12 protein-coding genes are annotated in these 13,631 nt (G+C 47.3%); 2 read left to right on the plus strand and 10 right to left on the minus strand.

Annotated features, from left to right (window positions below):
* Window positions 1-7 precede the first annotated feature (7 nt).
* Window positions 8-991: a TIGR03943 family putative permease subunit gene (locus tag QP794_RS07810; protein WP_285075696.1), complete on the plus strand. Its 984-nt coding sequence runs from the start codon at window positions 8-10 to the stop codon at window positions 989-991.
* A 96-nt stretch (window positions 992-1,087) separates the two neighbouring features.
* Here the strand turns inward: QP794_RS07810 and QP794_RS07815 are convergent, their stop codons facing one another.
* The 6 genes from QP794_RS07815 to QP794_RS07840 all read right to left on the minus strand — a co-directional run bounded on the left by QP794_RS07815 (window position 1,088) and on the right by QP794_RS07840 (window position 8,083).
* Entirely contained in the window at window positions 1,088-2,389 is a 1,302-nt protein-coding gene (locus QP794_RS07815; protein ID WP_094937904.1) for a pyrimidine-nucleoside phosphorylase, read from the minus strand.
* 318 nt (window positions 2,390-2,707) lie between these two features.
* Window positions 2,708-3,415, minus strand: a complete 708-nt coding sequence (deoD, locus tag QP794_RS07820) for a purine-nucleoside phosphorylase (protein ID WP_024631979.1) — start codon at window positions 3,413-3,415, stop codon at window positions 2,708-2,710.
* Between the two features lie 146 nt (window positions 3,416-3,561).
* Window positions 3,562-4,740, minus strand: coding sequence for a phosphopentomutase (gene deoB, locus QP794_RS07825; RefSeq protein WP_079344643.1), 1,179 nt, complete (start codon window positions 4,738-4,740; stop codon window positions 3,562-3,564).
* A gap of 30 nt (window positions 4,741-4,770) precedes the next feature.
* On the minus strand, window positions 4,771-5,961 hold the full coding sequence (locus tag QP794_RS07830) for a NupC/NupG family nucleoside CNT transporter (protein ID WP_024631981.1): 1,191 nt from the start codon (window positions 5,959-5,961) through the stop codon (window positions 4,771-4,773).
* 279 nt (window positions 5,962-6,240) lie between these two features.
* On the minus strand, window positions 6,241-6,915 hold the full coding sequence (deoC, locus tag QP794_RS07835) for a deoxyribose-phosphate aldolase (RefSeq protein ID WP_079344641.1): 675 nt from the start codon (window positions 6,913-6,915) through the stop codon (window positions 6,241-6,243).
* A 229-nt stretch (window positions 6,916-7,144) separates the two neighbouring features.
* A complete protein-coding gene (locus QP794_RS07840; protein WP_285075697.1) occupies window positions 7,145-8,083 on the minus strand; it encodes a DNA-binding transcriptional repressor DeoR in 939 nt (312 codons plus the stop codon).
* Window positions 8,084-8,267: 184 nt separating this feature from the next.
* On the opposite strand from QP794_RS07840, the gene QP794_RS07845 reads away from it, so the two are divergent.
* Complete coding sequence (locus QP794_RS07845; protein WP_285075698.1) at window positions 8,268-8,894, plus strand: FMN-dependent NADH-azoreductase; 627 nt, start codon at window positions 8,268-8,270, stop codon at window positions 8,892-8,894.
* Between the two features lie 124 nt (window positions 8,895-9,018).
* Here the strand turns inward: QP794_RS07845 and QP794_RS07850 are convergent, their stop codons facing one another.
* The 4 genes from QP794_RS07850 to QP794_RS07865 all read right to left on the minus strand — a co-directional run bounded on the left by QP794_RS07850 (window position 9,019) and on the right by QP794_RS07865 (window position 13,626).
* A complete protein-coding gene (locus QP794_RS07850) occupies window positions 9,019-9,369 on the minus strand; it encodes a hypothetical protein (RefSeq protein WP_079344637.1) in 351 nt (116 codons plus the stop codon).
* Between the two features lie 182 nt (window positions 9,370-9,551).
* Complete coding sequence (locus tag QP794_RS07855; protein ID WP_285075699.1) at window positions 9,552-10,214, minus strand: class II aldolase/adducin family protein; 663 nt, start codon at window positions 10,212-10,214, stop codon at window positions 9,552-9,554.
* A 78-nt stretch (window positions 10,215-10,292) separates the two neighbouring features.
* A complete protein-coding gene (locus QP794_RS07860) occupies window positions 10,293-11,795 on the minus strand; it encodes a rhamnulokinase (protein WP_285075700.1) in 1,503 nt (500 codons plus the stop codon).
* 40 nt (window positions 11,796-11,835) lie between these two features.
* Complete coding sequence (locus QP794_RS07865) at window positions 11,836-13,626, minus strand: L-fucose isomerase (protein ID WP_285075701.1); 1,791 nt, start codon at window positions 13,624-13,626, stop codon at window positions 11,836-11,838.
* Between the last annotated feature and the right edge of the window lie 5 nt (window positions 13,627-13,631).

The following is a 13,631-nucleotide window of genomic DNA, read 5'->3' on the forward strand; positions in this document are numbered from 1 at the left end:
TGATTACATGAACCATCCTGGTTATACGATGTCCAAAGCTCCTGTTTCAAAATCTCCCCCCATCCAATGGCATAACCTAATTCGTGCGTTGTGGATCGGCGGGTTGGCTGTATACATCATTCATTTGAATTCAAGCGATTCTCTTCATTATTATCTGGCACCAACAATGCAACGATTGCTTCTCTGCTGCCCTGTTCCCTTTTTGTTTATTGCTGCTATCATGGCCTGGCACGGACTGTTTGGCAATAGTCAGCTCCATTGTGATTGTGAGCACCCGCCTCCTTCGGGATGGATACGCAGCTCGCTGATTTATGGCTTGATTGCCATTCCCTTAATCTTAGGTTTTCTTTTGCCTGATCAGGCGTTAGGTAGTTCCATGGCCAGTCAAAAAGGTATGTCACTATCCTATGGAACTCCAGAGATTCGTCGAAAAGAGCCTTTGCCTGATGCAGCAGAACTGGACGTTAAGGATCTTTCAAAAAAAACAACGACTGTTGAATTAACAACGCCTGCCGCAAAAGTACAATTCGTACCCCCGGATGAGTACAGTCGTGAATTTGCTGAACTGGCAGAGAAGTTATATGCGGAATCGGTCATCAAGGTATATCCCGAAATCTTCTCCGAGACATTGGGTTCCATTGATATGTTCCAACAGCAATTTGCAGGCAAGGCTATCTCCCTTACCGGGTTTGTATACCGGGATAAAAGTATGGATCATGAATCTCATTTTGCATTAGGACGATTTCTGGTCATGTGCTGCCCCGCAGACGCGGCACCCTTTGGTGTGATGATTCATGTCCCGAATGCAGACAGCTTCCCTACAGACAGTTGGGTACAAATTGATGGCACCATTGGATCTGCTCAAGTGAACGGCGAGGACACCATTGAGATTCGTGCAACGAAGGTAACACCTGTCGATCAGCCCTCCACACCATATATTTATACCAATGCAGATTCCGTTATGGCATATGATAAGTTGAAGAAAAAATAAGAAAAACCCCGAAGCGATGGGTTACATCACTTCGGGGTTTTGAGTTTAATTTGAACATAAGATTAAACCTTGTTTGCCTGATCTTTGCCTGATCTATTATTCCGTTACGATATCATGTACCAGCACAGGTGCATCGGCATGATCCGAAATTGTAATGTTTTCTTTGATCTTCGCGATTACGTCTGCCACGTCTTCACGATTCGCATGGATCGTTACGAGGGATTCGCCAGCTTTAACCTGGTCACCCACTTTTTTGTTGAGCATCAAGCCCACAGCGAGGTCGATCTCGGATTCCTTCGTTGCACGGCCTGCGCCGAGCAGCATTGCTGCAGTACCGATTTCGTCAGCCACGATACCAGCAACATATCCGTCTTTATCCGCTGGCACTTCAACCAGATACTTCGCTTGTGGCAAGCGATCCGGATGATCTACAACCGAAGCGTCTCCGCCTTGGTTTGCCAGGAAGTCCTTGAATTTCTCCAGTGCTTTACCGTTCTGGATCACTTCTTTCAATTTCTCCTCAGCATGCTCCAGGGAGTCTGCTTTGCCAGCAAGGAATACCATTTGACGTCCAAGTGCCAGACAAAGTTCTTCCAGATCCTTCGGTCCTTTACCTTGCAGCGTGAGAATGGCTTCTTTCACTTCAAGCGCGTTACCGATAGCCAGACCCAGTGGTTGGGACATATCGGAAATGACAGCCATCGTTTTGCGGCCTACATTGTTACCGATGCTTACCATGGCATGTGCCAGTTCTTTTGCATCTTCCGTAGTCTTCATGAATGCACCAGCACCCGTTTTGACATCCAGTACGATGGCATCGGCACCTGCTGCAATTTTCTTACTCATGATGGAGCTGGCGATCAGCGGGATGGAGTTCACGGTAGCTGTAACATCACGCAATGCATAGAGCTTTTTGTCTGCCGGTGTGAGGTTGCCGCTTTGACCGATAACCGCGACTTTATGTTCGTTAACGAGTCGGATGAACTCTTCTTTCTCCAGCTCTACATGGAAGCCTGCAACGGATTCCAGTTTGTCTGTTGTACCACCAGTGTGACCCAATCCACGTCCGGACATTTTGGCAACAGGAACATCGAGAGCTGCAACGAGTGGTGCCAGTACCAGCGTTGTGGTGTCGCCTACGCCTCCCGTGGAGTGCTTGTCTACTTTGATGCCTTCAATTGCGGACAGATCAATCGTCTCGCCCGAGTTCACCATGGACATGGTCAAATCTGCGCGTTCCTTGTCCGTCATATCCTTGAAGAATATTGCCATCGCCCAAGCGCTGACTTGGTAATCCGGGATTTCACCTTGTGTATATCCTTGAACAACAAAATCAATCTCAGCTGTTGTCAGTTCTTTTCCGTCGCGCTTCTTAGCAATAATGTCTACCATTCTCATGATGATCTCTCCTTCGTTGTGGGTGTTTTACACGGGTCACTCCGATGGCAGAACAACCTTCCAACCGCTGTTATCCCCAGATTTTTCTGATTCCCTTTTCTAAAGGGAAAATCCGGTGATAAAGGCGGACGCTTCGCTTCTTCAGGTTTTTTCTGCCCTCTTCGTTATCGTGTAAAATTTATGGTTTTTGTAATTTGGAAACTTGGAGACAAAGGTGAACGCTTCGCTTCTTCAGAATCGATTCCGTTTCCTTCACTACGCTCGTGGAACAAAAGTTTCGATCAAAATCAATTGATTATTGAATATAAAATGCAACAATTACAGCGTAATTGCTGTTTCCAGTGCTACCACCATCATGTCGTTGAACGTTTTTTGGCGTTCTTCGGCTGTAGTTTCTTCACCTGTCAGCAAGTGATCACTTACAGTAAGGATGGTCAATGCGTTCACGCCAAATTTAGCAGCGAGTGTGTACAGTGCTGTTGTTTCCATCTCCACGCCCAGTACGCCGTGCTGCATCAATTTCTCAGTCACGGAACGGTCGTCACGATAGAAGGAATCGGAGCTGAATACGTTACCGACATGGATTTTCATGCCTTTGGCTGTTGCACGGTCATAGGCTTCTTTCAGCAGGGAGAACGTCGCGATTGGGGAGAAATCATATCCACCAAATACAAGCTTGTTCATGCTGGAATCAGTACATGAAGCTTGAGCAAGGATAACATCCCGAACACGTACATGCTCTTGCATGCCTCCGCAAGTTCCTACACGAATCAGGTTTTTTACGCCATATTCGCTGATCAGTTCGTTGGCATAGATGCTGAACGATGGAATCCCCATGCCAGAGCCTTGCACCGAGATGCGGTGCCCTTGATATGTACCCGTAAACCCGAGCATTCCGCGAACCTCGTTGTAACAAACAACATCTTCAAGGTACGTATCCGCAATAAATTTTGCACGCAACGGGTCCCCTGGCAAAAGGATTGTTTCTGCGATATCTCCGGGTTTAGCTCCAATATGTGTACTCATGATTAAATCTCCTCCAGTTATCCATCAGTTTGAATGAAGGCCAGGGACCGGAGCAGCCGAAGCTGCCCCAATGGTTGTCCTGTCCAATTGTATGTTCTAAGAAAATAAAAGCTTTCCCCAAGTTCAGTTAAAGATAAGAATTCGGACTACTTCAAATCCTTCAGGAAGCTTGTACCGTATTCCGGCAGTTTCACGCCGAAGTTCTCAGCTACTGTTGCACCAACGTCTGCAAACGTGCTGCGCAGTTCAAGCTTTTTACCCTCGCTGAAGCGCGGAGAGTACACAAGCAGCGGAACATACTCACGGGTATGGTCCGTGCCACGGTAGGTTGGGTCATTACCATGGTCAGCTGTGATGAGCAGCAGATCCTCGTCCGTCATTTTGCTGAAAATCTCAGGCAGACGAGCATCATACTCTTCCAGTGCTTGAGCGTAGCCTTGTGGATCACGACGGTGACCGAACAAGGCATCGAAGTCGACCAAGTTCAGGAAGCTGAGTCCAGTGAACGCTTCATCCATTGTTTCGGACAGTTTGTCCATACCATCCATGTTGGAAACGGTACGTACAGACTTCGTTACGCCTTCTCCATCGTAGATATCTGCGATTTTACCCAAAGCAATTACATCAAATCCACCATCTTTGAGCTCATTCATCACGGTACGGCCAAACGGTTTAAGTGCGTAATCATGACGGTTAGCTGTACGCTTGAAGTTACCCACTTCTCCTACAAACGGACGGGCAATAATGCGGCCCAGCATGTACGGATCGTCGAGAGTAATCTCACGACAGAACTCACAGATTTCATACAATTCTTTCAGTGGAACAACATCCTCATGGGCTGCAATTTGCAGAACCGAATCTGCGGATGTATATATAATCAGGGCACCTGTTTTCACATGCTCTTCGCCCAATTCATCGATGATTTCCGTGCCGCTGGCCGGTTTGTTCCCGATCACCTTGCGGCCTGTTTTTTCCTCAATGCGCTGAATCAATTCATCCGGGAATCCGTCTGCGAACACACGGAAAGGAGTATCAATGTACAGGCCCATCAATTCCCAGTGACCCGTCATGGTGTCTTTCCCTCTGGATGCTTCCTGCATCTTGGTATAAAAGGCTTTTGGTGCATCCGCTACAGGGACACCCTCAATTTCCTTGATATTGGACAGTCCAAGACTGGCCATATGAGGCATTTTCAGCCCTCCGCGTTCACGTGCAATGTGACCAAAGGTGTCGACATCGAAATCATCGAATTCTGCCGCATCCGGCGCTTCACCGATTCCCACTGAATCCATAACGATCAGATGTACTCTTTTGAATGTTGACATAACTTAAGCACTCCTTCCAATAATCCGGCTTTACAAGAACAGTCCGGCGATGATCGCAGACAGCACGCTGACAAGCGATGCACCGTAAAGCAGTTTCAGACCGAAGCGGGCCACCACGTTACCTTGTTTCTCATGAAGTCCCTTCACCGCACCGGCAATAATACCGATCGAAGAGAAGTTGGCGAACGATACGAGGAAGACGGATACGATCCCTGTTGTTCTGGCAGACAATGTAGTCTGTTTGGTCAGATCAAGCATGGCAACGAATTCGTTGGATACCATTTTGGTAGCCATAATACTTCCCGCTTGAATCGCTTCTTTCCAAGGAACACCCATAATGAAGGCAAATGGTGCAAACACATAACCAAGCAGTTCCTGGAACGAAATACCGAGTACTGCACTAAAGATCCCGTTAACAAGTGCGATCAAAGCCACAAAACCGATCAACATCGCTGCTACAACGATTGCAACTTTGAAACCATCCAAAATGTACTCGCCCAGCATTTCGAAGAAGGATTGTTTCTCCTCTTCCTGTACTTCCAATATATCTTCTTCCTCGGTAACCTCATACGGATTCACGATGGAAGCGATGATAAAACCGCCAAACAGGTTCAGCACAAGTGCCGTAACCACATATTTCGGATCAATCATGGACATATAGGCACCGACAATCGACATCGATACTGTGGACATCGCCGAAGCACACAAGGTGTACAGCCGATGTTTTGGCAGCAACCCAATTTGTTTCTTCACAGAAATGAACACTTCAGATTGCCCCAATACAGCCGAAGCAACCGCGTTATATGATTCCAGTTTGCCCATTCCGTTGACTTTGCTTAATACCAGACCAATATATTTTATAACAAAAGGCAAGATTCGGATATACTGCAATATACCAATGAGCGCTGAGATGACAACGATCGGCATCAATACACTGAGGAAGAATGGCGCGCCCCCACTGTCTGCACCAACGGTAGTCAAGCCACCGAATACAAACGAAATACCGTCATTAGCATAGCCAAGCAAACTTTCAAATACGTTTGCGAAACCGCTAATCAAAAAGGTACCCACTCCTGTATTTAACAATGCGTATCCCAATATAACTTGCAGAACAATCATGATAATTAGTGGACGATATCGGATCTTCTTCTTACCGTTGCTGACTAGATAAGCTAGTCCAAATACAACAAGTATACCAAGAAGGGCAATTAGGAATTTCATTCTATCTCTCCTTTGAAGGTAGTTAAGCCGGATGTTCATTCAGCTCAAAGGTTTCCCATAAATGTGAAGAATTAACCTTTCAGAAAACGGTTGAAGCGCTTACAATAAATTCGGTCTTTTGTGATCCTGTTATAATCAAAAAATGGAAAAGGAAAATCCGAATCAGATTTAAAACTTGTTCTTCACATCCGTCCAAAGCGAGATATGAAGAACAAGTTACCTTTTAAATCATCCAAGCATTCCATCTGCTGGAATTTATCGTGCTAAGTTACTCACGAATTAATAATTAGATGTAGATTGTTCGCCTTGCATGATTTTCACACCGGAACTTGCGCCAATGCGAGTTGCTCCTGCATCGATCATTTTTTGCATATCTTCCAGACTGCGCACGCCGCCGGAAGCTTTAACACCCACATCTGGACCAACGGTACGACGCATCAAAGCGATATCTTCTGGCGTTGCTCCACCCGTAGAGAAACCTGTGGACGTTTTGACAAAATCAGCTCCAGCTTTTACTGCTGCCTGACATGCACGTACTTTCTCTTCATCCGTCAACAGACAAGTTTCAATAATGACTTTCACCAAAGCTTTACCCGCTGCTGCTTCAACAACTGCACGGATATCCTGTTCCACAACGTCATCTTTGCCGTCTTTCATCGCACTAATGTTGATGACCATATCCACTTCAGTAGCACCTTTGGAGATAGCGTCTTTGGTTTCGAACACTTTGGTTTCGGAAGTGGAAGCTCCCAGAGGGAAACCGATAACGGTACAAATATCTACGCCAGTACCTTGAAGTTGTTCAGCAGCATAAGCTACCCAGCCCGGGTTAACACATACAGAAGCAAACTGATATTGTTTCGCTTCTTCGGTCAATTTTGCCATTTCACTTTGTGTTGCATCTGCACGAAGCAAGGTATGATCTATCATTTTGGCTAATTGTGGTGTAGTCATTTGAATCTCCCCTTATCTGAACTAGTTATTTTCTATATCCCTACCCTAACATGAACATATGTAAAAATCAATATGAACTTTTGTTCATCGTTGAAATCTTAATACATTCCATGAAAACTTCATTAAACAAAAGACTTCCCTTACCGGGAAGAAATCGTACAGTATAGCTTTTGTCTAAGAAAGCAAAACATCCGCCCATGTCGCGTGGCAGATGTTGTCATCCATTGAATTATAATCGGAGCAGAGCCTGAGCTGTGTATTGATCTGTTACCAAAATGTTGGCGTAATGACCTTTGAGCGCAGCATGAATGGCCTCTATTTTGCGCTTTCCCCCGGCCACGAGAATGGATTTCTCCTTATTTCGCAGCTCGGCCAGATCAATTCCGACGGTTCTGTTGTTAATTTCTTCACTGATCAATCGGCCCTCGGCATCAAAAAAACGTGAACAAATGTCACCCGCACCGGAATGCATCAGCAATTGTTGTTCTTCATCATTAAAATACCCCAGCCTGAACAAAAGTGCATCTTCCTTCACGGTACCTACCGTAAACATGGCAATATTCGCCTGTCGGCCAAGCTCCACAATTCTGCCAATATGTCGGTCTGCTTCCACCATTTTTTTGACTTCAATATTGTCGAAGATCACTGGCAAAGGCAAATATCGGGGAACTGTATGGAACGCTTCCGCAAATAAATGAACAATTTCTGCAGCATACGTATTCACATGGGAATGGCTTACGCCTCCCTTAAGTTGAACCACTTCCACGCCTTTAACTTGCTTGGGACGAAGCTGACGGGCTACGGCGTTCATCGTTGTCCCCCAGGTTACGCCAATAATATCCGCATCCTGCACCGTATCCTGTAAGTAATCTGCTGCTCTCTTGCTAATATGTTTCAAAATTTCTTCATCACTCTTCAACGGGGCAAAACAAACAAGCGCAGTATCCAGATTATACTTGGTCTTGAGCTCCCCGGCGATAATGTCGATATCCTCCAGCGGGTCCATAATTTCAATGCGAACGTAACCGCGATCTTTCGCATACTGAAGTAACCGCGATACGGTTGGACGTGACACACCCAGCCTGACCGCAATATCCTGCTGGCTGTAATCCGACTGATAATACAATTTCGCTGCTTCAATGCTTAATCGTTGCTTCTCCAGATCCATTCCCATATGCGCTCATCTCACTCATTCCTGTTATCGTTCGGATTTCACCTACACCTTTATATTATACATGATTGAGTACCAGGTCACTATCCAGGTATAAAACGTTACTAACGATGCATACTACATCGGTCGCTTGTTAATGTGAGCCCTTTGGGGCAAAAACATCATAGAGAGGAAGAACCGCATGTCTACATTATTGTATATTACTGCCCATCCTCATGACCATGAAACCTCCTTCAGCATGGCTGCAGGTAAAGCGTTTGTTGATGCATATCGTGAAAGCCACCCTTCGGATGAGGTCATTCATCTGGATCTGTATCGCTCAGATATTCCTCATATTGATGCTGATGTGTTCAGTGGATGGGGTAAACTTCAATCCGGCAGCGAATTGACTTCTGGAGAACAGGCCAAAGTTCAACGTTTGAATGAATTATCAGACCAATTCGCTTCTGCTGACAAATATGTTTTTGTGACACCGATGTGGAACTTCTCCTTTCCTCCAATTATGAAGGCGTATGTTGACTCCATCTGCGTGGCTGGCAAAACGTTCCGCTATACGGAGCAGGGCCCGGTCGGATTGCTTTCCAACAAAAAGGCACTGCATATTCAGGCCCGTGGCGGCATTTATTCTGAAGGACCTGCGGCCCAAATGGAATCCGGCCATCGTTATTTGAGTATTATTATGTCTTTCTTGGGTGTTCCGAAGCTTGAGGGGATTTTTGTGGAAGGACATAACCAGTACAAGGAACGCGCTGAAGAAATCAAACAGCAAGCCATACATGAAGCACGGACGCTCGCCAAACAGTTTTAATGCTTAAAATGCTTAAATAGAACAAGTACAGCAACAAACACAAAACCCGCATGCCAACCCATGGAATATTAATTCCATAGGGCGGCACGCGGGTTTTTATTTTTTTATAATAAACGTTAGAGCTTTATTGATGTCCAGCACTGGAACGGCTCATAGTTTCAAGTTTGCGAGTAATGGCATTGCGGTCTACCTTCAGTCCCCAGATGGCTTCAATAATCTGTTCTTTCTCTTCAGGACGATCAGCATGTTTGAGTTGCATTAACAGATCATGCATCTGTTCGTTAATTCCTTCAAATTGATTCCAAAGATCCTGTCTAACCTCGGTTGAATCCAGATGATGATTAGCATCCACTTCTTCTTTCAGTGCCTGCAGAATGGCCTGTTTCCACTCCTCATCACCCAGTTGTTTTGCTATGTTCAGGAGATCCAGATAATCGTCAACAAGAAGTGAGTTCAATTCAGCATGTGTTTTCATCGTTTATTGCATCCCCTTTTCATCTATTTACCCAGTATTATACTCGGTATTTCGGGATATGCAATACTTGTCGAAAAAAATTGTGGTCCTTTGTGCTTAACCTGAATCTCCAAGTTTTACTGGAAGTAGCGGTTTATATTGATGAATAAGCATTTTCATCTCGCTCACTTCACTATAATGATTTAGGACTTTAGTTGTCGCAATAGCTGCACGCGGTAGGCTTCACTTTCAAGAGACTGAATCTCTTTGTATTGTTCCGCAGTAAGCACTTTGGGCTCCCCTACTGCCTTGGCGATCATATACACCTTGGCGCTTTCCTCCACTACCTGGGTGCGGTAGTAGGCTTCGCGCAGGTTTTTGCCTGTGGTCACCAACCCGTGGTTTACTAGAATAAGCGCTGTGTGCTCTTCAACCTTTGCAGCCACCGCATCGGCAAGAAGTTTGGTCGTTGGCAGAACATAGGGGACGAAGCCAATATCGCCTACAAGTGCGGACTGATCAGGGAATAAATGTGGCAATTCATCGAAAACGAGACTTAGTGCGATGGTGTATGCCGGATGTGTATGCACAATGGCCTGAATATCAGGATTTACACGATAACTGTAGAGGTGCATTAATATTTCGGAAGAAGGACGTGTCGATCCGGCACGTGTCTCTCCAGTCGCAATATCAATTGCAATCCATTCCTCGGGTTCCAGATCCTCTAGTGCATAACCACTCGGGGAAAGCAGCATCGTTCCTTCGGAACGAGCGCTCAGATTCCCCCCTGGGCCAACCACCAATCCCTGAGCAACTGCTCTGCGGGCATATTTGGTCAATTCTTCCCTTACCTGTTGTTCAGACATGTTCTGCTCCACTCCTTTGACTTTTTCTATTCAGCAGTTTGCAGAATCGATTTTATCGTTCTAGTGCAAAATGCTCTTCTAATTGAATCTGTTCGCCAAGGTTTGATTCAAGTTCTGATAGATTTCGTAAGCTTCCTTCCACCTTGTGGTTTCTTCGGGCTCATAAGTCTCGGGAGAAAAAGAAGAAGCCATAATCTCCCGCACCTCGGACAAGCTGCTCACTTCACCGTGGGCCAGGAATTGCAGCATGCAATTGCCAGCCGAGGTTGCCTCTGCTGGGCCGGCTATCACCGGAACACCTGCTGCATTTGCCGTGAATTGGCACAATAAGCGATTATGCACGCCGCCACCGACCATATGAATTACCCGCGGTCGCGTACCCGTAATTAGCTCCAATTCATCCAGAGTCTGTCTGAACTCCAGCGCCAAGCTTTCGAGAATACAACGCACAATGGCTCCGGTCGTTTCAGGTATGGTTTGCCCGCTGGAACTGCACTGTTGCCGGATTCGCTCGGGCATGTTACCCGGTGCCAAATACACTCCATCTCCAGGCGATACATAACATTGATGAGCGGCTGCCGATGCAGCAAGCTGAACGAGTTCCTCATGGCTAAAACATTGATTCTCCCGTTCCCACTGTCGTTTGCACTCCTGCAATAACCACAGGCCTGAGCGATTCTTCAAGGTTCGCACTTTGCCATTTACCGTGCCTTCATTGGTGAATCCCAGTTGGCGGCTGCGATTATCCAATACAGGGGTGTCACGTTCCACGCCCATGAGTGACCAGGTGCCACAACTAATAAAAGCAAATTCCGAATCTGTCGCTGGAATAGCTGCCAGCGCAGATGCTGTATCATGTGATCCTACAGATATCACTTGCATCGGTCCAGTTCGCAACTCCTCACACAAGTCATCCGTTAACTGCCCCAGCACCGTGCCGGGCTGTACGAGAGGTGGGAATAGCGTCTCCGGGATACCCAGTCGGCCAATCAGCTGTTCATTCCAACGGGCCTGCCCGGCATGCAGCAGTCCGCTTGTACTCGCAATGGTGTACTCACAGGCCTGCTGACCTGTTAGATAATAGTTAAACAAATCCGGCATTAACAACATGCGCACATCCTGCCGGAGATCTTCAGCGTGCTCGCGTACACTTCCAAGCAGCTGAAATACGGTATTGATCTGTTGTGGCAGGACGCCAGACATGGAATATAGCTCTTCTTCATTCACCATGCGCAGGACTTCTTCCATCCACTTGGCATTGCGTGATTCCCGGTAATGACGCGGGTTAAAGCACAACCTTCCCGCCCCGTCCACCAATCCATAGTCGACTCCCCACGTATCCACAGCAATGGAACGGACAGGATGCGAGGTTCCTTGCATGCCCTTCACAATACCTTGTTTTAATTCGTGGAAAAGTCGCAGGAAATCCCAATACAACCCCTCCCCCAGCTGCACGGGTTCGTTGCTGAATCGATGCATTTCCTGTAACGAGAGCTTGCTCCCGTCAAAAGTCCCCCGGACTACCCGACCGCTTCCGGCGCCATAATCGGCAGCAAGCACATGTGTTGTCTGAATCCCCATTTCTCATGCCTCCTCGCTTCAGCGTCAAGCCGTTTGGATATTATCGATACAAAGGTCCAAAGACGCTGCATGCCCGGTAATCGGCACTCTCCGGTTCACTTGTACCGAATAGTCCCCAGGCACGCGGACGGAAAATCTCGGATTCCGGCACATTATGCATACTTACCGGGATACGAAGCATGGAGGCCAATGTCAGCAGATCCGCTCCGATATGTCCATAAGAGATGGAGCCATGGTTCGCGCCCCACTGATTCATCACTTCATAGACTGAAATAAAAGCCCCTGAGCCCGTCAGAACAGGTGCAAACCAGGTGGATGGCCAAGTCGGATCTGTCCGTTGATCCAGCGTATCATGTACATCCTCAGGCAGATCGACGGTGTAACCTTGAGCCACTTGCAGTACCGGACCAAGTCCTTTAACCAAATTGAGACGCGTCATCGTAACAGGCATGCCGCCCTTGGTCAGAAAATCAGCCGAATAGCCGCCGCCCCGGAAATATTCCACAGATGCTGGCCGCCAGGAGGTAGCTTTCAGGCAGTCCTGAACCTCTTCGTCTGTAATTTCCCAGAAAGGCTTGAGCACAGGTTCACCCGCTCTTGACTGTTGCCCCGTACCATCCAATGCTGCAGAACCGGAGTTGATCAGATGCAGAATACCGTCCTTTGCGTTTCCTTCCAGCTGATGTCCTGTCACGCGTTTTACCGAATCCGGACTCCAATAGGTGCGTACATCTGCGAAGATCTGCGCGGTATGTGTAAGCAGGGAGCCGAATAACATTGACACACCATTCAGGCTGTCGTTCTCCGTTGCCACCAGATAAGGTGATCGTTTGCCATTCCAGTCAAAGGAAGAGTTCAGGATGGACTCCAGAAAATCTCCGTTGGGTGAATGATCAGTCCATTGCCTTTGTCCCTGAAATCCCGAGACAATCGCGTGGTGGCCCATGGATTCCTCAGTGAATCCGAGCTCAGCCAGCTTGGGATTGCCAGCCATCAGATCCCGTACGATCTGGGTCATTTTCACAACCGTTTCCCATTCATACTCTTTGCGTTTGCGATCTGTCTGCAGATGGGCAGGATTGTTATCCGGTCCTTCACTGCAGTTCTCCTTCACCCAGGCCAGTGCCAGTTTATACTCCTCGGGATCGTAGATCTCCTCTTCTATCCGACGAGTCAGCTCACTCATATCCACATATTCGTTCCGCATGCCCAGATACTCCTGGAAAAAAGTATCGTTTACGATGGAGCCAGCAATGCCCATGGATACCGATCCGATGGAGAGATAGGCACGTCCCTTCAGGGTTGCAGCGGCAAGCCCCGCACGGCTGAACCGTAGCAATTTCTCGCGAACGTCATCAGGAATCGTCGTATCTCCTCCATCCTGAACATCCTCGCCATAGATGCCAAAAGCCGGAATTCCCTTCTGTGCATGGGCAGAGAGTACCGCTGCCAGATATACTGCACCCGGACGTTCAGTCCCGTTAAAGCCCCAAATGGCCGTAGGAATGGAAGGTGACATATCCATCGTCTCTGTTCCATAACACCAGCATGGTGTAACGGTAATCGTCACACCTACGTTTGAACGACTAAATAGTTCTGCTGCTGCCGCTGCCTCGTTAACACCGCCAATACAAGACTCGGCCACGACGCATTCAACCGGCGATCCATCGGGATAACGAAGTTCTGCTGCGAGCAGCTCGGCAACGGACGTCGCCATACGCATCGTCTGCTCTTCCAATGATTCGCGAACACCCTTGCGTCTTCCGTCAATCGTGGGACGAATACCAATCTTCGGAAATGCCTGTTTATAACGGTAATCCTGATGTGTCATACTAA

Origin of the sequence: Paenibacillus sp. UMB7766-LJ446, assembly GCF_030226665.1 — a bacterium.
In the GTDB taxonomy this organism is placed as follows: domain Bacteria; phylum Bacillota; class Bacilli; order Paenibacillales; family Paenibacillaceae; genus Paenibacillus; species Paenibacillus vandeheii.